Source organism: Nevskia ramosa DSM 11499 (genome assembly GCF_000420645.1).
GTDB classification, from domain to species: Bacteria; Pseudomonadota; Gammaproteobacteria; order Nevskiales; family Nevskiaceae; genus Nevskia; species Nevskia ramosa.
On sequence record NZ_ATVI01000005.1, the window covers coordinates 36,076 to 54,916 of the forward strand.

General features: G+C 63.5%; 17 protein-coding genes. 7 read left to right on the top strand and 10 right to left on the bottom strand.

Annotated elements, in window-relative coordinates; genetic code table 11:
* Window positions 1–183: 183 nt before the first annotated feature.
* The 7 genes from G513_RS0100935 to G513_RS0100965 all read right to left on the bottom strand — a co-directional run bounded on the left by G513_RS0100935 (window position 184) and on the right by G513_RS0100965 (window position 7,324).
* Window positions 184–975 carry an anti-sigma factor gene (locus G513_RS0100935; RefSeq protein ID WP_022974947.1) on the bottom strand — a complete coding sequence of 264 codons (792 nt, stop codon included), beginning with the start codon at window positions 973–975 and terminating at the stop codon, window positions 184–186.
* Entirely contained in the window at window positions 972–1,544 is a 573-nt protein-coding gene (locus tag G513_RS0100940) for an RNA polymerase sigma factor (RefSeq protein ID WP_022974948.1), read from the bottom strand. Before G513_RS0100940 ends, G513_RS0100935 begins: the two co-directional genes overlap by 4 nt.
* A 26-nt stretch (window positions 1,545–1,570) precedes the next feature.
* Complete coding sequence (locus tag G513_RS0100945; protein ID WP_022974949.1) at window positions 1,571–3,127, bottom strand: hypothetical protein; 1,557 nt, start codon at window positions 3,125–3,127, stop codon at window positions 1,571–1,573.
* 106 nt (window positions 3,128–3,233) lie between these two features.
* Window positions 3,234–4,334 carry a hypothetical protein gene (locus G513_RS0100950; protein ID WP_022974950.1) on the bottom strand — a complete coding sequence of 367 codons (1,101 nt, stop codon included), beginning with the start codon at window positions 4,332–4,334 and terminating at the stop codon, window positions 3,234–3,236.
* Between the two features lie 4 nt (window positions 4,335–4,338).
* Window positions 4,339–5,643, bottom strand: coding sequence for an OmpP1/FadL family transporter (locus tag G513_RS0100955; RefSeq protein WP_022974951.1), 1,305 nt, complete (start codon window positions 5,641–5,643; stop codon window positions 4,339–4,341).
* 127 nt (window positions 5,644–5,770) lie between these two features.
* On the bottom strand, window positions 5,771–6,142 hold the full coding sequence (locus tag G513_RS20670; protein WP_022974952.1) for a DUF2834 domain-containing protein: 372 nt from the start codon (window positions 6,140–6,142) through the stop codon (window positions 5,771–5,773).
* Window positions 6,143–6,253: 111 nt separating this feature from the next.
* Window positions 6,254–7,324, bottom strand: a complete 1,071-nt coding sequence (locus tag G513_RS0100965; RefSeq protein WP_022974953.1) for a 2Fe-2S iron-sulfur cluster-binding protein — start codon at window positions 7,322–7,324, stop codon at window positions 6,254–6,256.
* Between the two features lie 381 nt (window positions 7,325–7,705).
* Between G513_RS0100965 and G513_RS0100970 the strand changes: the two genes are divergently transcribed.
* Together G513_RS0100970 and G513_RS20675 are read left to right on the top strand one after the other, a co-directional pair.
* Entirely contained in the window at window positions 7,706–8,818 is a 1,113-nt protein-coding gene (locus G513_RS0100970; protein ID WP_022974954.1) for an NAD(P)-dependent alcohol dehydrogenase, read from the top strand.
* Window positions 8,819–8,882: 64 nt separating this feature from the next.
* Window positions 8,883–9,653: a hypothetical protein gene (locus G513_RS20675; protein WP_022974955.1), complete on the top strand. Its 771-nt coding sequence runs from the start codon at window positions 8,883–8,885 to the stop codon at window positions 9,651–9,653.
* A 70-nt stretch (window positions 9,654–9,723) separates the two neighbouring features.
* Here G513_RS20675 and G513_RS20680 read toward each other — a convergent pair whose 3' ends face one another.
* The 3 genes from G513_RS20680 to G513_RS0100990 form a co-directional block, all read right to left on the bottom strand.
* Entirely contained in the window at window positions 9,724–10,317 is a 594-nt protein-coding gene (locus G513_RS20680; protein WP_022974956.1) for a MarR family winged helix-turn-helix transcriptional regulator, read from the bottom strand.
* A gap of 150 nt (window positions 10,318–10,467) precedes the next feature.
* Window positions 10,468–11,664 carry an acetyl-CoA acetyltransferase gene (locus tag G513_RS0100985; RefSeq protein WP_022974957.1) on the bottom strand — a complete coding sequence of 399 codons (1,197 nt, stop codon included), beginning with the start codon at window positions 11,662–11,664 and terminating at the stop codon, window positions 10,468–10,470.
* 25 nt (window positions 11,665–11,689) lie between these two features.
* Window positions 11,690–13,129, bottom strand: a complete 1,440-nt coding sequence (locus G513_RS0100990) for a 3-oxoacyl-[acyl-carrier-protein] synthase III C-terminal domain-containing protein (protein WP_022974958.1) — start codon at window positions 13,127–13,129, stop codon at window positions 11,690–11,692.
* A gap of 203 nt (window positions 13,130–13,332) precedes the next feature.
* On the opposite strand from G513_RS0100990, the gene G513_RS0100995 reads away from it, so the two are divergent.
* The 5 genes from G513_RS0100995 to G513_RS0101015 all read left to right on the top strand — a co-directional run bounded on the left by G513_RS0100995 (window position 13,333) and on the right by G513_RS0101015 (window position 18,805).
* Window positions 13,333–14,190 carry an HpcH/HpaI aldolase/citrate lyase family protein gene (locus G513_RS0100995; RefSeq protein ID WP_022974959.1) on the top strand — a complete coding sequence of 286 codons (858 nt, stop codon included), beginning with the start codon at window positions 13,333–13,335 and terminating at the stop codon, window positions 14,188–14,190.
* A gap of 76 nt (window positions 14,191–14,266) precedes the next feature.
* A complete protein-coding gene (locus G513_RS0101000) occupies window positions 14,267–15,004 on the top strand; it encodes a CoA transferase subunit A (protein WP_022974960.1) in 738 nt (245 codons plus the stop codon).
* On the top strand, window positions 15,004–15,654 hold the full coding sequence (locus tag G513_RS0101005; protein WP_022974961.1) for a 3-oxoacid CoA-transferase subunit B: 651 nt from the start codon (window positions 15,004–15,006) through the stop codon (window positions 15,652–15,654). Before G513_RS0101000 ends, G513_RS0101005 begins: the two co-directional genes overlap by 1 nt.
* Before the next feature lie 694 nt (window positions 15,655–16,348).
* Window positions 16,349–17,740: a DUF1329 domain-containing protein gene (locus tag G513_RS0101010; protein WP_028474988.1), complete on the top strand. Its 1,392-nt coding sequence runs from the start codon at window positions 16,349–16,351 to the stop codon at window positions 17,738–17,740.
* A 66-nt stretch (window positions 17,741–17,806) separates the two neighbouring features.
* Window positions 17,807–18,805, top strand: coding sequence for a WD40/YVTN/BNR-like repeat-containing protein (locus G513_RS0101015; RefSeq protein ID WP_022974963.1), 999 nt, complete (start codon window positions 17,807–17,809; stop codon window positions 18,803–18,805).
* Window positions 18,806–18,841: the final 36 nt, after the last annotated feature.

Here is an 18,841-nt window from a genome sequence, read left to right on the forward strand (position 1 = left end):
AGTCCCGGCGACTTTTTGGCCGCAACCCGAAGGGGCGGGGCCATTTTTGCCCATTGCTGCCTTACTCGTCGCGCCAATGGGTCGGCCATTGACCGCTTCTCGTTCGTTGCACTAGGCAAAAATGACCTCCGCCGCAGCGATCAAAGCAACTGCTAACAGACCCCCGAGGCTCGGTCAGGGCCGTCAGATTGCCTCGTCTCGCTCGGTGCGGTCGAGTACCGCGCCGCTGGGCAGGCCGGTCGGCGAGCCTCCGGACGGTTCCAGACTGATCGCGAACACCAGGCTCTGGCCACTTTCGAAGTCCGGCGGCACCGTGACGGTGACGGTGGAATCGCGCTCGGTGCCGAGGATCGCCAGCGGCATCGGCGTGCTGCCGTTGCGCAGCCACCAGAGCTGGACGGTGCCGCGGCCGACGCTGTAGAGGTCGTCGCTGGCGACGATCGACAGGCTGCGGTGATCCGGCGACAGGCTGATCATCCAGCCCATGCTCGAGGTCGGAATACCGACCCTGGCGAGATAGATCGGCAGCAGGCTGTCGGTGTTCGCAGCCTCAGCGGAGTTGCCTTGCTGCGGAGACGCCGGAAAGCTCAGCCGGCCGCCGACTAGGCCGATCGCGCCAAGCACCAGCATCACGCCGATCACCGAAGCCGCGGCCAGGAAGCCGACGCTGCGGCGCAGCGCCTCATGACGCCGCCGACGCGGCGCGGCTGCGATCGGCGCCGGTGCTGGCTGCAGGAAGGGCTCGGCCTCGAAGGCTCGCGCCAGCAGCTGCGCGCGTACCGGTAGCGGTGGCTTGACGGCGTCGATCTGCAGCGCCAGCGGCTGCAGCAGGTCTTCCCAGAACTGCACGGCTTCCTGCATCTGCGGATGACTGATCAGCAGCCGCTCCAGCCGCCGCCGCGCCGGCCCACGCAGGGTGCCGAGCACGTACTGCGAGGCCAACAGGCTGACCAGCTCCGGCTTGTCGTAATTCATGGTCCCTCCATGCAGCTGCGCAGGCGTACCAGACCGCGCCGTATCCAGGCCTTGACGGTGCCGAGCGGTTGGTGGAGCCGATCGGCGAGTTCCTGATTCGAATGCCCCTCGTAATAGCCGAGCAAAAGGCATTCCCGTTGCGCCGCCGGCAGATGGGCAAGGCAACGTTGCAGTTGCTCGAGATCGATCAAGGTCAGTGCTTCGGTTTCAGGGCTCTTCGGCACTACGGCCGCATCGCGCAGATCGGACGCATTTTCGGCGAGCCGCCCGGCGCGATCCGCTTGCGCGCGCAGCAGATCCAGCGCCCGGTAGCGAGCGATGCCGATCAACCAGCCGTAGGGATCGCCGCGCTCGGCCGCATAGCCGTCGGCGTGCTGCCAGACGCGGATGTAGCAATCCTGCAGCGCGTCGGTGGCCCACTGCGGGTTGCGCAGCAGGCGCAACAGCGCGCCGTAGACATAGGGGCTGGTCTCGTCGTACAGCGCTGCGAATGCGGCTTTGCTGCCGTGCGCAACCTGTTCGAGCAGGTTGCGCACGCGGTCGAGATCTTCCGGGCTATGCCGGCCCATGCGGGGATTGAATCCCGTGGCGGGTCTCAGCGCGCCGCATCGCCGGCCGACATCGCCGACGGCGCACTGGCACCGACTTCAAGCTGCGCCGGAATCGGCGGTGCCGGCAGCGGCACGAACACGGTTTCCAGCAGATGGGCATCGTCGAAATGCCGGCGGCCGATGTAGTCGACCGGCAGATGGGCGAGGTGGCGCAGCCGTCCCGGTTCGGCGATACCGCTGGCCAGCATCCAGCCCGGCGCTTCGGAATCGGTGCCGGGAACGAAGCCGGCGGTGTCGAACAGGCTGCGACTGCCGCCACCGGGCAACGGCAGTCGATACAGATCCTCGTAGCGCTGCAGCTGATAGCGACGGGTTTCGGCTTTCGCCAGTGGCGTGGCGGCGGATTGAACCCGGCGCAGTTCACCGTTGCTGCTGGCCAGCAGCAGGCGCGGGTTTTCCGGCGCCAGACCCTCCTGCGGCAGGAATGGCGGCTGGCCATCGACGGCCGCCTGCCGCTGCAGACGGGTTTGCACCGGGAACCAGAAGTGTTCGCTGCCGGACGCCCGCAGCGAGTCGTAGGCCAGCGGTTTGAGGAATTCGTCCAGAGTCACGCGCCAGATCAGGCCGTCGATCGGCGCTGCGTCCTTGGCGACGCTGGCACTGGCGGGGCGGTTGAACCAGAGGAAATAATCGACCTGTATCAGGCTCATCTGGCCGAAGCGGACGAAGCCGATCTGGTAGTTCACCGTCGGCTTGCTGGTGTCGACCGTGAGGCCGGATGCAGTCCAGGTCGGTGCGCCCAGCAGGCCGGCCTTGCCGTCGGCAGCGCCGGCCAGTTGCGGTGCGTAGGCTTCGGCCACGGCACGCCACGCGGAGTCGACCAGGCCGGGCAAGCCCAGTTCGTCTGGCGAGGTGTCGTAGATGTGCTTCGGCACCAGGCTCAGGTCTTCAATCTGATCGACCTGCCATAGCACTTGCGGACCTTCGCCGATCAGGGCTTCGGCCGGCTGGGCGAATTCGGCGCGCACGGCTTTTTCGAAGCGGTTGATCTTCGAGCGCAGCAGCGGCGTGCTGAGCGGATAGAGGCCCAGCAGCTGGGTCTTGGTCGAATAATCGTCCGGTACCGATGCGCTCTCGCGGACCAGTTCGAAGTTCGAAGGAATCTCCATCTCCAGGCCGGCCAGCCCCTGACTGCAGACCAGGAAATCGAAGCGCAGGATCGCTGCTTCCCGCGAGGTCATGCCCAGGTTCTCGTACTCGAACTCGCGCGCTTCCTGATCGAACTCGCGCATCCGACGCACCCAGCCGGCGGCTTCGTCGAAGGTGCCGAGCTGATCGCGATACGAGGCCATCAGGCGATCGGTGCGCAGATAGGGAAAGCCCGGCACTCGATGAAACGCCGGATTGCGAACGCCTGCGGCGTCGATCCTGGCGTCCATGGCCGCGTACTTCTCGCGGCAGCCACTGATGTTCTTGAACAGGCCGACCAGTTGCTCCGGCGGAATCTCCACCGGCTTCTTCTCTTCCTTGCAGCCGCCAGCGAGGGTCGTGAGGCTGAAGCAGATCAGCAGCAGGGCGCGGCGGTGCAAGGTCGTTCGCATGGTTGGCGATCTCGGTTCATTCAGACGTGTATGGCATCCAGTACGTATGAATACCAATCTGGGATGAGCTTTTGCTGCACTTTGTGCTTAGGGGGCGAGCCCTCGATCAGGGCTTCTTGGCCGCTGCCGGCACCGGTACCAGGCGCCATTCAAGCGTCGTTTTCGCGGTGCCGCTCCACAGGCCCAGCCAGATCGAAACGCCATTCAGCGAAATGCTCAGCGGCAGGTCCGCGCTGGCCTTGCCGCTCAATGGAGCCTGGCGCAAGGTGACGTCGACCCACTCCATGACCGCACCCGGCATCGGCTGCGATTCAGTGGTCTTCTGCGTCCGGCCGCGTTCGGTGTACTCGGTGACGCCTACTGTCGACGGAAAGAACACGTTCTCCACGCGCATGCCGCGCTTCGGATCCTGAGTGTCGATGACGATCAGGTAATGGCTGCACAGACTCAGGCCGTCGCTGATGCGATCGACCGTGTCGGCCGAGCGGCGCTCGGAGAAGTCGACGAACTTGTCGACATCCTTGTTCCAGCGCTTGCCATCGATGGCCATCTTCAGCTGGATATGCGAGTGCGAAGGGCAATCCTTGAAGGGTTCCAGGTACAGGTACTGGCCGGGTATGTTTTCGTCTTCCTCCAGCGCTTCCGGATATTCGAGCGCGGCGTAGACGGCGGCGTACTCGAGATTCAGTGCACCGGTGCAGGTGGCCACGCCGTTGCACTTCTGGATATCGACCTGGAAGCGGCGGTCCATCGCCAGCTTTTCTTCGGGCGTGGTCGGCAGCACCAGCTTGCCGCCGCGGGCTTCGATGGCCTGTTTGGCTCGACGGGCGAGATGGATGACCTTGGCTTCGAGCCGGGTGTCGAGATCGGCGTCGAGCAGATCGCGAACTTCCAGCACGCCATCGGAGTGCAGGGTGGTCACCACTTCCCAGCGCTGCTGGGTGGTGGCTTTGGAGAACTGCTCGCCCGGATGCTTGGGATCGTTCTTGGCCCAGTCCTGCACGGCATCGATGGTGACCGTGGCTTCAAAGCGGTAGTCGACCGGCACAGCCGGTTTCGGCTTCGCTGCCGGTGGCGCGGCCGCGGGCCTGGTCTGCGCCTGGGTGGGCGCTCGAGCCGGAGCGGGCGCTGCAGGCGCAGCCGCCAGCGCCGCACCTGCGAACAGCGGCAGGATCGCGAGGAGCAGCAAGGGCTGGCGTTTGTTCATGAGTTCAACTCCCGGCGCCTGCGCGCGATTTGCCGAAACGTCTGCCGTACGAGATTCCGATATTGAAGCACTTGAAGTCGATGTCGGCCTCGCCGCCGCCGAAGGCGTCCGGAATCGAGTCCTTGCCGCGTACCGTGTTGTGTTCCGTGGTCGCCATCACGAAGCTGACTTCCGAGTTGGTCGTCAATCCGAGTGTCCCACCGACGCCGAGGTTCCATTGCGGCGTGGCCGGCGCCAGGCCATTGAACAGGGTCTGCGAGCGCGGCAGCAGGCTGGTCGCGTAACTGACGCCTGCGCGCAGGGTGACTTGTGGCGTCGCCAGATACTGGAAGCCGAACTTGTAGACGTTCTGGTCGCGCCAACCGAAGCCGGGACCATCCTTGGCGCCGAGCGGCACACCGGCGAATAGCAGATCGATGGTGTTGCCGAAGCCGTTGCTGCCTGAGTAGTCGTAATGCTGGTACTCGACAGCGAGGCGCCAACTTTCCGAAGGCCGGGCTTCGAGCGCGCCGCCGAAGATCGCCGGCAACTCCAGTCGTCCGCCGTCAGGCAGCAGGCCGCGGTACTGCTCGATGCGTTGCTGCCAGGCCTTCGAGCGGTACGACAGTCCGCCGCTCAGCCAGGGCGTGATGGTGCCGGTCCAGCCCGCCGTGAAGCTGACGCCGAAGCCGCCATGCTGGCCCTGGTTGCCGACGAAATCAGGCGCCACCGACATCGAAGCGAACGGCGCCGTGCCTTCGGTGGAAAGCGAGGTGTGCTGCAGGTTGGCCGAGAGGCCGATCGACTGGCCAGGAATGATTTCGTGCGCCAGCGCCAGCGAGATGCCGGCCACCTTCAGCGTGTTCAGTGCGGTTGCCGAACGCGCTTCCACGTCCGCGCCCTGGCCCTGAGCAAAGCGCGCGTAAGGACTGCGCGGATAGTCAGGACCGATGCCCGCGGCGAACGCGGCGGCACCGAACGCCCAGTGCTCCGCGATCGGTATGGTGAGGCCGAGCTGCGGAATCGGGAACAGGGATTTGCCAGAGGAATCGTAGTACTCGTCCGGCCCCGCGGCGTTGCCCCGGATCCGCGTGCCGCCGCTGACGATCAGCAGATCGTTGCCGAGGTCGAAACGGCTGCCCTGGCTGATCGCCAGCGCAGGGTTGGCGCTGAGCACCGTCGATTCATCGACGCCGACATAGCTGACGCCGCCCATACCCATCGCCTTGACGCCATTGCCCTGCTCGTAGATGCCCAGCGAAGCCTGGGCACAGAAGCTGACCAGCAGACCGGCGAGACCGACTGCAGTTGAACGTTCGGTATTTGTCATTGACACGAATCCGTGTGGAGATAAGACGCCGGCGCTGCCAATAGGCGAAGGCCGGCAAGCAGCGGTTGGCTGCAGCAACTCGATGCGCTCCATCTCGAGCACATCGAGGCTTTGGCTAGCAAAGGTTTCAGCCAGCGACCGGCACTTCACCCGCTTTCAGCTTGCGGTCGAGAAAGCGCTCGCGGGCGATCAGGTACACCGGGAAGGTGAACGACACGCCGATGTACGACAGCGCCACGAAGAACCAGCCCCACTTGGTGCCCATGCCGATGCGCTTGGCATCGAACACCACCCAGATCATGAACACCACCCAGGCGATCAGCATGTCGATGGACAGGAATGCCGCGGTGCCGCCAGCCTTGATCGCGTCGCCGAAGAAGGCGGTTGGATCGAGGATGTTGCCGCCGTTGCGCATCCAGTCGAAGGCATGCGGCCAGGTGGTGAACAGGGCGATCAGACCGAGGATGAAGAAGAGGCCGTACTTGATATTGCTGCGCATGTCGTGATCCTTCGCTCTGTGCAGATGGTGGAAAAATGCGCGGCGCCGGCGAGCGCCGTCAGTCTGGAGAGATGCCTCTGCAACGTGCAGCGAGCGTGATGCCCCAGCGCGCTACGGCATTTTTGCGGAATGACTTTCGTCAGTGAACTTGTCGTAGAAGATGGCATCGAGCTTCATGCCGGCTTCGGTCATGGAAGACATGCCGGCGTCGATCATGCCGGGCGGGCCGCACATATAGCCTTCGGCGGTGGACCAGTCGATATCGGGCAGGGCATCGGTGATGAACTGCGTGACCAGGCCGCGAGCACCCGTCCAGGAACTGTCCGCCGGCTCATGCGACAGCACTGGCAGGAACACGAACTTGCCATTCCAGTTCTGGGCGATCTGCTGGATCTGCTCCAGCCCATAAAGATCGGCTTGCGTCCGCGCGCCGAACAGGAAGGCACAAGGCCGCTGGACGCGATCCTTGCGGCCGGCTTCGAGCACCGACAGCAACGGCGCCAATCCCGAACCGCCGGCGATGCAGACCATCGGCGCAGTGCCCGGATGAAGATGGAAATTGCCGTGCGGGCCTTCCACATCCATCGTCACATCCTTGAACTCACCCTTGAACAGCGCCTCGGTGAACGCCCCGTTCGGCACCTTGCGGATGAAGAACGACACCTGACTGCGGCCATCGCGATCCGGCGCATCGGCAAATGAATAATTGCGGGCCCGCTGAATGCCCGGCACCTTCAGATTCGCGTACTGCCCGGCGACGAACTTGATCGGCCGATCGAGCGCGATGGTGATCTTGACGATGTCGTGGGTCAGCGTCTCGGTCGCCGAGATCTTGCCGGTGAACGACTCCACAGCCGGCGCATCCAACGCCTGACTCTCGACTTCCACCTGGGTCAGCGCATCCTTCGGAATCGCCTGGCAGGCGAGGATGAAACCGGCAGCGATCTCCTGCTGCGACAGCGTGTAGCCGAAGTCGGTCAGCGCTGAAACACGACCGGACTTGAGCTTGCACTTGCAGGAGCCGCAGGTGCCCACCGTGCAATTGTGCGGAAACGGCACGCCGTTCTTGAGCGCAGCTTCGAGCATGGTTTCCCCGCTCGGCACTTCGTAGCGCGCACCAAACGGCGCCACTTCCACAAACTTCGCTTCCTTCGCAGCAAACAGCGATTTCAGAAAACCCATGACGCCTCCTCAGAACCGCTCCATCCTCTGGAATCGGCGGCGCCGATCGGGAATGTTTGTCAGTGCCCGGATAGTAAGGCACCATACGATTGCCGGCAACAAAGCTTTGGCGGCGTTGAAGATTCTTGTGGCGCAAGCCCGTGTATGGGCTGGAAATGAATAAAAGAGTCGCACTCGAACACGGGTCGCGATCGTGCGGAGGAGCTGCCAGATGCTGCGCAAAACGAGTTGCACGATGGCTGGTAATCCGCCCGCCGACCCTGACCGAAAGTCCGGGCCACGATCGTCGCGACCAGCGTCCTAATCAATTTCGCCGACTGATCCAGTTCGCACCAACCTTCCCCCAATCCGTCAGCACCAGAACACCGAGAGGAGACACTCATGACTGCATCGCTTACCGCCACCGCCGCGCTGGTCCGCCAGGTCGGCGGCCCGTTCACGATCGAATCGATTTCCGTCGCTGCACCGCGCGAGCATGAAGTGCGCGTGCGCATGGTCGGCGTCGGCATGTGCCACACCGATCTCGTTGCCCGTGACGGCTTCCCGGTGCCGATGCCGATCGTGCTCGGCCATGAAGGTTCGGGCGTCGTCGAATCAGTCGGCTCGGCCGTCAAGACCATCAAGCCCGGCGATCACGTGGTGCTCAGCTTCAACTCCTGTTCGTCCTGCCCGAGTTGTGACGACACCCAGCCGGCCTACTGCTACAACTTCCTCGCCAACAACTTCGCCGGCGTTCGTCCGGCTGACGGCACCACGGCCTTGAGCCAGGACGGCACCCAGATCGCCGGCAACTTCTTCGGCCAGTCTTCGTTCGGCAGCTACGCCGTTGCCCACGAGCGCAACACCGTGGTGATCGACAAGGATCTGCCGTTGGAAATCATGGGTCCGCTCGGCTGCGGCATCCAGACCGGTGCTGGTGCAGCGATCAATTCGATCAAGCTGAAGAAGGGCCAGTCGCTGGCGATCTTCGGCGGTGGTGCGGTTGGCCTGAGCGCGCTGCTCGGCGCCCGTGCGATCGATGCCGGCACGATCATCGTCGTCGAGCCGAACGAAGGTCGCGGCAAGCTGGCGCTGGAACTCGGTGCCACTCATGTCATCAACCCGAAGGCGACGCCGGACGTGCTTGCGAAGATCAAGGAGCTGAGCGGCGGTGGTGTCAATCACGCGCTCGACACCACCGGCATTCCGGCGGTGATCGGCGTCGCCGTCGAAACCATGCTGCCGAACGGCATGCTCGGCTTGATCGCCGTGCCGCCGCCGGAAGCGATGCTGCCGGCAAACATGATGAGCATGCTGATCCGTGGCGTCGGCGTGAAGTACATCACCGAGGGCGATGCCGACCCGAAGACCTTCATCCCGCAGATGGCGGCCTGGTTCAAGGCCGGCAAGTTCCCGTTCGATCGCCTGATCACCAAGTTCAAGTTCAGCGAGATCAACGAAGCCGCGCACGCTTCGGAAAAGGGCGGCGCGATCAAGCCGGTCATGGTGTTCTGAAGTCGGGCTGCCCGCAGGGCCAGCTTTGCAGTCATCGAATCAGCATCGAGTACAGGGGGAAATCATGCAAAAGCAATCAAGCATCGCTTCGCAGAAGATGGGCTTGTGGTGCACGTGGATATTCGCTGCGCTGACCGTCGTCGGCTGGCTCGGCATTGCCCATTTCTATGCGCCGTTTCCGGCCGACAGCGGCCTGGATGCCACCAAGACCTGGTTCACCGAGGAACATCGCTGGGGAACGATCATCGGCTGCACGATCTTCTATATCGCGGCGGGTTTGCTGACGCCTGGTTCGATCCAGTTCTCGATCATGCTGTCGAAGATCGAAGGGCGCTGGCCGCTGTGGTCGATCACCGCCGGGGTCTGCGGCATCTTCATTTCGCTGATCATCTTCTTCAACTGCTGCGCCTGGATCGTCGCGGCCTATCGCGTCGAGTTCGGGGCTGATGTCGTCCAGTCCTGGTACGACTGGTCGTGGTTCGCGTTCCTGCTCGGCTGGATTTATCTCGCCATCGAGATGATTGCGACCGCGATCGTCGAGCTGCAGGACACCCGGGAGCAGCCGATGATTCCGCGCTGGCTGACCTGGTACACCTTCGCCGGTGCTGCCTCGCTGGTGACCGCCGCCGGTCCGGCGTTCTTCAAGAGCGGGCCGTTCGCCTATCACGGCCTGCTCGGTTTCTACCTGCCGATGGTGGTCTGGGGCAGTTACCTGACCCTCACTACCTGGTACATGTACAAGGAACTGGATCGCGAGGCAGCGGAGGAGCAGGTGCTGGCGCGGGCTCAGACGGCTGCAGCCAGATCTCCGGCTGGTGCTGCGCTGTCCCACTGAGCTGAATGAGGTTTGCCGAAGGCGCCCCGATCGCAAGGTCGGGGCGCCTTCTTGTTTTACGTCCCGCCGATCAGCCGGGCTGGTTGTTGAGGCTGCCGGCCACCCGGCCCAGAGACTGCTTGACCTTGGTCAGCGAACTGAACAGCGCGGCGCGCTCGTCCAGCGGCAGATTGGCGAACACCCGGTCGTTGAATTCCACTTCCAGCACCGTCATCCGCTTGATCAGCCCCTGGGCGGGCTTGGTCAGATAGACGCGCTTGGCGCGCTTGTCGGTGGGGTCCGGGCGGCGGCTGATCCAGCCATTGCTTTCCAGACCTTCGACGACCACGCCGAGGCTTGCCTTGCCGACTTCGAGCACATCGGCCAGCTGGGTCTGCATCATGCCGTCGTGCCGGGACAGATGCGCCAGCACCCACCACTGGGCGCGGGTGATGCCGAGCGGCTTCATGAACTGGTCGTAGGTGTTGCGGCGCATCCGCGATACGTCGTGCATCAGAAAGCTCAGACGGATGGCGTCGCGGGCCACTTCATCGAGTTCCGGCGGCACCGGATCGATGCCGAGCGTTTTGCCGGTGCGTGTCTGGCTGCCGTTGTCGCTGCGCGCCGTAGGGGATGCGGATGCCGGGGCGGTCACTTTCCCCGCCTTGCTGCGTGAAACGGCCATGTTCAATCCTGTGGTATCGATACAGACAGTGTGTACTGTCACGATCCAAGAATAGCGTGATCAGTCCGAATCACGAATCGGTTTTCTCGAGCATAAAAAAAGCGCCGGATCTCAGCGAGAGATCCGGCGCCGGGTGTTGCGCAGCAATGCTTACATCAGGCCGACGATGCTGATCGCCGCCACGCCGTTGTAAGGCACGCCACCGAGGTTGTGGGACAGGCCCAGCGTCGGGTTCTTCAGCTGGCGTTCGCCGGCACGGCCGAGCAGTTGCAGGTAATGCTCGTAGACCATGCGCAGACCGGTCGCGCCGATCGGGTGGCCGAAGCACTTCAGGCCGCCGTCGATCTGGCAGGGAATCTTGCCGTCGGCGTTGTAGACGCCATCGAGCACGTCCTGCACGGCGTGGCCGTCTTCGGACAGACCGAGGTCTTCCATGGTCACCAGCTCGGTGATCGAGAAGCAGTCATGCACTTCGATCTGGCTGAGTTCCTTGCGCGGATCGCGGATGCCGGCTTCCTTGTAGGCGGCGGCGGCGGCCATGCGGGTATTCGGCACGCGGGCGCCGTCCCATTCGGTCATGCCGGATTCGCGGCCGCTGCTTGAAGCGAGCTGCAGCGCCTTGATGGTGACCAGATCCTTCTTGCCCAGCGCGCGAGCGATTTCCGGTGTGGTGACGATCGCCACCGCCGCGCCATCGCTGACGCCGCAGCAGTCGAACACGCCGAGCGGCTCGGCGATCATCGGCGCGTTGAGGATGGTCTCCATCGTCACCGCCTTGCGCAGATGCGCCTTCGGGCTCTTGACGCCGTTCTGATGGCTCTTCCAGGACACGGTGGCCAGCGCGCGCTTCAGCAGCTCGCGGTCGATGCCGTACTTGGCGCGGTAGCCGGCGGCGAGCTGGGCAAAGCCGGCGGGTGCCGAGCAGTACGGCATCCACAGATCGTTCAGCGTGCCTTTGCCGGGCACCGGCAAGCCGCCGTAGCCGGTGTCCTTGAGCTTCTCAACGCCTACCGCCAGCGCGATGTCGACTGCGCCGGAAGCGACGGCGTAGGTCGCGCCGCGCAGCGCTTCAGTGCCGGTAGCGCACATGTTCTCTACTCGAGTCACCGGGATGCCCTGCAGGCGCAGCGCGGTGGTCAGCGGGATCGCCGAGTTGCCGACGTTGACCGAGTCCAGTGCCGAGCCGAACCAGGCCGCGCCGATCTGGCTGCGATCGATGCCGGTGTCGGCCAGTGCTTCGGTGAATGCTTCGTTGATCAGCTGCTCGCTGCCCACGTCCCAGCGCTCGCCGAACCGCGAGCAGCCCATGCCGAGGATTGCGACCTTGTCCTTGATACCGGTTGCCATGTCTTTTCTCTATTTTCCGGGCGTCTTATCGAACGGGAACCGCTTTCCAGAAATAGCGGCTGTAGTGCCGCTTGCGGTCACGCGCCTTGATCCGGAACTGCATCGACAGACGCGTGCCGACATCGATGCCGGCAGCGCCGACTTCGACGATTTCCATCAGCAGGCGCGAGCCGACATCGAACTGCACCAGGCCGACGTACAGCGGCGGCGCCAGATAGAACTGCAGCCAGTCGGCGCTGAAGGTGGCGACCTGGCCCAGTTCGTCGGCGAAGTTGAACGGCGTCTGCGAATCCGGTGCGGCGCAGCTGACGCAGTTCGGCAGACGCGGGAACTGCACCGTGTTGCAGACCTTGCAGCGGCCGCCGACGAAGGCATTGATCTGATCGGCCGAGCGATAGTGCTGGGTCAGTGCTGCCTTGACATCGGTCTCGGCGCGCATGCCCCATTCGAGGTCGATCTCGCCCTCGAACGAGGCCATCTTCATGTACGAGGTTTCCGGGATGCGCGCGGCAATCGACTTCGCCAGCCCGGTGGCCGGACGATGCGAGCCTTCGCCCATCTCGAAAGCCAGTACTTCGCAGCCCTGGCCGAACGCGGCGACGACGATCAGATCACCCGGCCTGGCGTTCTCCAGCGCGTGGATCAGCTGCAGCGGCGCGTGTGCCGTGCCGCAGTCGCCGACGGTGCCGGCGAGATCCGGAATGATCTGCTCAGGCGCAATGCCGAGCGCCTTGGCGACCAGCTTGTCGGAGCCTGAAGGCGCGCCGGCCAGGCCGAACCACTTGACGTCGGTGGCGGCGCGGCCGGTCTTGGCGAGCAGACGCTTGACCGCAGCCGGAATGACCTTGGCCACGCCTTCGTCGCGAATCCAGCGCTCCTCCCAGTAGTAGTCGTGCTTCTCGCCGGTGGCGCGGAAGTGGTCGACGAACAGGTGCGAGACCGATTCGCGGCCCAGATACTTCGCCAGCGAAGCGTCTTCGCCGACCTGGATCGCCGCGGCGCCTGCGCCGAACTGCATTTCCTGAGCACTGCCGGGCTTCGCCGAGCGGCGATCGGCAGCGACGACCAGCGCATCGCCTTCGGCACCGGATTCCAGCGCCTGGGCCAGCGCGCTCAAGCCGGCACGGGTCGAGCCGGCGAGGTCGCTGCACTGAGTCGAGGTCGACAGATTCAGCGCGCTCGCTACGATCACCGCGTTCTGCAGATCAGCGAACGGCGCAGTGGTCGAGGCCAGGGTCAGCGCGGCGGGTGCTGCGCGGCCATTGTCACGAACGGCATCGCGGGCGGCAGCGACGGCGAGGGTGATCGCGTCTTCGTCCCAGCTGCACAGGGCGCGCTCGCCCTTGGCCTGGCCCTTGAGACCGGGGAGCGCCCAGGCGTGAGCCTCGGCAATCGCTGCGCGGCTGATGCGCAGACGTGGAATGTGGGCACCATAGGAGACGATGCCCCGGGTTGAACGACTCAAGACGATGTCTCCGTGAGGACTCGATTCAAAGGTGGCTGCAGCGGCCTGTCACAGCAGCAAGGTGACGGCAGCGAGCCGGTATGCAAATAATAGTACGGAACCATACTATAAATCGATGTGGTGGATCGCCCGATCGAGGGAAAACCCTTGTCCGGCAATCGTTCAAGCTGTGCAAAATCCATAAAACTGCCGACCAAATCACGATGAAATCGATCCTGTTCGTGCCCGCCGACAACGAGCGCAAGCTTGCCAAGGCGGTCAGCTGTGGTGCCGATGCGCTGGCTTTCGACCTTGAGGATTCGGTATTGCCGGATCGCAAGCCGCTGGCTCGTCAGCTGCTCGTCGAATACCTGAAGACCTACAGCGGTGCCAGCGAAGTCTGGATCCGGGTCAACGATCTCGCCTCAGGCGAACTGCTGCGCGATCTCGCGGCCGTGGTGGCGTCGAAGCCGGTCGGCATCGTGCTGCCGAAGGTGTTCGGGCCGGAAGACATCACCGCGGTCAGCCACTATCTGGACATGGCCGAAACCCAGGCCGGCTTGCCGCTCGGCGGCATCGCCATTCTCGCGGTGATCACCGAGACGCCGGCGGCCGTGCTGCGCATGGGCGAGTTCACTCGTCACAGCTTCCCGCGCCTGAAGGCCTTGATGTGGGGCGGTGAAGACCTCAGCTCGGCGATGGGCGCCGGTGATCCGCGTCAGGCCGACGGCCGCTGGCGGCCGGTCTACGAGCACGCCCGCATCCAGTGCCTGCTTGCGGCCCATGCGCTGGGTGTCGAGGCGCTGGACACCGTCTACGTCGATTTCCGCAATAGCGACGGCTGCCGCGCCAATAGCGAGGGTGCTCGCTACGATGGCTTCACCGGCAAGTGCGCGATCCACCCGGACCAGGTTCCGGTGATCAATGCCGCGTTCTCGCCCAGCGAGGAAGAGATCGCCTTCGCCCATCGCGTGATCGCGGCTTTCGAGACGGGCGCGGGCGCGGTCCAGCTCGACGGCAAGATGCTCGACGTGCCGCATCTGAAGGCGGCGCGTCGCCTGCTGGTTGCGGCCGGCGCCTGAACCCAATCCGGGCAGCGGGCTCGTGGGTGAGCCGGTTGCCGTAGCACTGCATCAACGACGAGGAGAACGCAGCTCGATGGCAAACAAACTCTATCCCGATGCCGCCAGCGCGCTGGCCGGGATCACCTTTGACGGCATGACCGTCATGTCCGGAGGCTTCGGCCTCTGCGGCATTCCCGAGAACCTGATCGTCGCGCTGCGCGATTCGGGCGCCAAGGATCTGACCGTGATCGGCAACAACGTCGGCTGCGACAACCACGGCATGTGGCTGGTGCTGGCCAACAACCAGATCAAGAAAGTGCTGGCCAGCTACGTCGGCGAAAACAAGATTCTCGAGCAGCGCTACATGACTGGCGAGATCGAGATCGAATTCAACCCGCAGGGCACCCTGGCCGAGCGCATCCGCGCCGGTGGCGCCGGCATTCCGGCGTTCTACACGCGTACCGGCTACGGCACCAAGGTCGCCGAAGGCAAGGAGACGCGCGAGATGATCGGCACCGACGGCAAGCTGGACTGGTACGTGATGGAAACCGGCCTGACCGCCGATATCTCGCTGGTCAAGGCCTGGAAGGCGGATACCGAGGGCAACCTCGTCTACCGCAAGACCGCGCGCAACTTCAATCCGATGATCGCCACGGCCGGCCGCATCACCATTGCCGAGGTCGAGGAAATCGTCCAGCCGGGCGAACTCGATCCGAACCAGATCCACACGCCGGGCATCTTCGTCCAGCGTCTGGTGCTGGGCACTAACTACGTCAAGCACATCGAGCGCGTCACCACGCGGCCGCGCGCAGCAGCACAGGAGAACAAGTAATGGCCTGGACCCGCGATGAAATGGCCGCGCGCGCTGCGAAGGAACTGCGTGACGGCTTCTACGTCAACCTCGGCATCGGCATTCCGACCCTGGTCGCGAACATGATCCCGGACGGCATGCAGGTCACCCTGCAGAGCGAGAACGGCATGCTCGGCATGGGCCCGTTCCCGTTCGAGGGCGAGCAGGACGCCGATCTCATCAACGCCGGCAAGCAGACCATCACCGAACTGGCCCAGACCAGCTATTTCTCGAGCGCGGACTCGTTCGGCATGATCCGCGGCGGCCACATCCAGCTGTCGATTCTCGGCGGCATGCAAGTCTCGGCCACTGGAGACCTCGCCAACTGGATGGTGCCCGGCAAGATGATCAAGGGCATGGGCGGCGCAATGGATCTCGTCGCCGGCGTGCCGCGCGTGGTCGTGGTCATGGACCATCGCGAGAAGGGCGGCGATGCCAAGTTCAAGCAGGCCTGCTCGCTGCCGCTGACCGGCAAGGGCGTGGTCGATCTGCTGATCACCGATCTCGCCGTGTTCGAAATCGATCGTCGCGGCGGTGGTGCCGTACTTACCGAGATGGCGCCCGGGGTCACCTTGGACGAGTTACGCGCAGTGACTGAAGCGAGTTTCACCGTCGCCCTGCAGGCGAGCTGATCAGTCGCTGGCCCCGTCGTTCTCCGGGTGAGACGGCGGGGCCGCCACGGGCCATTTTCATGTAGGGCGAGTCATCGATAGTTGCGGTGAAACCTCGGTTCTGTGCAGGATTACGGCCCTGAGGTGCCCAGGCGTTCACGTTGCACTGCAACAAGTCGAACAAGAGTTTTCCGTTGCCAGCCGCTGGTCGGGAGGGCTGAAAACTTTTCGGCAGGAGCGCTTGCAAATCAAATTTAATATGGCACCATACGATTACGGTGACACCTGAAACGTGTCGGCAAGAGGACATGCAGCAATACGGTCTACCTAGATTCCGGAAGCATCGGACCGGACCAAGGAACGGTAGGCACCAGGTGCCATCAGCATGCGAACGACGGATGACAAGGTCGGCGCAGCGTGAATGAAGTGGTTGCAAGTGCGCACGGAGAAAGCAAGCAGATGATTCCGAATGAGCGGGCCTTGAATCCCGACCTGAAGCCTGACCTGTCCCGGGAAACCCCGAGTGACTCCATTCGTGAACTCCATTTCTGCTGCATTGCCGCAATTTCAACAGCTCGCGTCTAAATACTAGTAATGAGCCGTACCTAAGTTCGGGGACGGCTGATGGCACGTGTTCGATGTTTCGTGCCTGCAAAAAATAACGATCAGGCGTTCTCGCCATCCAGAGTTGCAACCATTTGTTAGGAGATAAATGATGCGCATCAGGAAATATGATTTCGATTTCTCGCGCCGGAAGATGATGCAGAACGTGGCTGCCGGTCTCGGCGGCGGCGTTCTGGCTCCGGTCTGGCCGACGATCGCCGCCACCGGCGAAGTCTCCAAGGCTTACCCGGATGAAGTGACTTCGATCGAAGTCAACACCAAGGGCAAGGTCAAGGTCGGTGACACGATCACCGCTGCCAACGTCGAGTACGTCAAGCATCTGCTTGATCCGATCTTCTTCGAGCAGATCTCGAAGCATGGCCGCAAGGTCAAGATCCGCGCTCCCACCAAGAACATGACGGAGTTGTTCCCGCATGCCTACATGGAAGCCACGCTGAAGAACTACGGCAAGGCCAAGTTCGACGCGACCGGCAACGTCGTGGAAGCGGCGACTGGCGATCCGTGGATCGGCGGCAACCCGTTCCCGGACATCAAGACTGGCGACGAAGGCATTGCCAACCTGACCCTGAGCTGGGGCCGTCATGACATGTCGCAGTACGCCGTGCGCGACTTCGACGTCAACCCGGACGGTTCGCCTGCCTATACTTACGACTTCTTCTGGACCGAGCTGAATACCACGGCTCGCACCGGCAAGGACAAGTATTTCCAGGGCAAGAAGGACATGCTGCGCTACCAGTCGGTGTTCTTCACGTCGCCGCAGGAACAGGCCGGTGCCTCGTTCCTGGTGCCGTGGTACTACGACCAGCGCAAGTTCCCGGAAATCTACGGCTACCTGCCGCAGTTCCGCCGCGTTCGTCAGTTCCCGGCGAATCAGCGCTTCGAACCGCTGGTTCCGGGCATCACCTTGTTCCTGTCCGATGCCTGGGCAGCTGGTGATCCGATGCGCACCTGGGGCAACACCAAGATCGTCGGCCGCGAACCGCATCTGGCGGCGCTCGGCGGCAACTTCCGCGGCGAAGAGCACCCGAACTGGGAAAACTCCAGCCGTCATGGTGGCGCCAAGGGCCAGACGTTCATGGACTACACCATGGAACTGGTGCCGGAATGCGTCGTCATCGAATCGGAGCCAACGGGTTACCCGCGTGCGCCGGTCGGCAAGAAGAAGATCTGGGTCGACGTCCGCAACGCGATGGTGATTGCGTACATCACCTACGATCGCCGTGGCGCGATCTGGAAGCAGGTGGATCCGGCGTTCGGTCCGCAGGTGCAGGGCAAGTTCGTCAACAAGGATGAAACCGGTCACCCGAACTGGTCGTGGACGTCGGTGCACATCCATGACATCCAGTCGAACCGCATGTCGCTGCTGAACCACGTGAAGCAGATCTCCGGTGGCTACTCGAGCAACTACTACAACCCGGACGAAAAGGCCGTGTACGAGAAGTTCTGCACGCAGTCGGCCATCGCGCGACTCGGTACGGTCTGATTTTTCTGTAAGGGGATTGCACTCTCCGGTCGGCTACGGTCGACCGGAGAGCTTAGGGAGAGTGTCTTGAAGGCAAAAATCATCGGCGCTATCTGCGCCGCTGCGGTCAGTGCGGTCGCTCTGGTCAGCGTGGCTGCAGAGCAGGGCAAGGAAGGCGGCGTCATCAGCCTGAAGGCTTCCGGCATTCCTCACTCGGCGTTATTTGGTCTCAGTTTCGATAACGGTACTGGCGTTGCTGTCGGTATCAATGGTTCGGTGCTCACCTCGAAAGACGGCGGTGAGACCTGGGAGCCGGAAAAGCAGGACGCGACTGATCTCGCGCTGCTGGCGGTTGCCCGTCGCGGTACCCATACGATTGCGGTCGGTCAGCTCGGCTCGGTCATCGTCGAGTCGGCTCCCGCCACCTGGAAGAAGATCGACGCAGGCACCGAAGCGCGGTTCCTGTCGGTCAGCGTCAACACCAGCGGCGTTGCTGTTGCCGGCGGTGAGTTCGGTCTGCTGCTCGGCTCGAATGATGGCGGCGAAACCTGGGCCAGCATTGCGCCCAACTGGGCCGACTACGCCGACGCGAATGTCCCCGGCACCGGCGAACCGACGGTCTATGCAGTTTACGTATCGGAAGCCGGCGCGATTACCGTCGCTGGCGAATTCGGCCTGATCCTGCGTCGTGATCCCGGCTCGGAAAAGTGGCGCGTCCTGAATCCGGTCACCGGCGGCACGCCGACGATTTTCGCGATCCATATTCCAGAGCAGCCCAATGGCAACAGCTACGCCGTTGGCCAGGCCGGCGAGATTCTGATCTCCACCGACAATGGCGCGCGCTGGTTTCGCAACAAGGCGGATACCACATCGAATTTCCTGGGCGTGACCGTGGCACCCGGCGGGCGGGTTGTCATTACCGGCATGCGTGTGATGGCGGCCAGCAGCAATGGCGGCATCAACTGGAAGTTCATTGAAGAAGGCGATACGACCACGGACTGGTATCAGGCCGTGCGTACGGAAAAGAACACGGGGCAGGTGATGGCCGTGGGACACGCGGGACGAATCATCCGAATCAACGGTTGACGTCACTGCGAAAAGGCCGACGACCGCTCGCTGGGT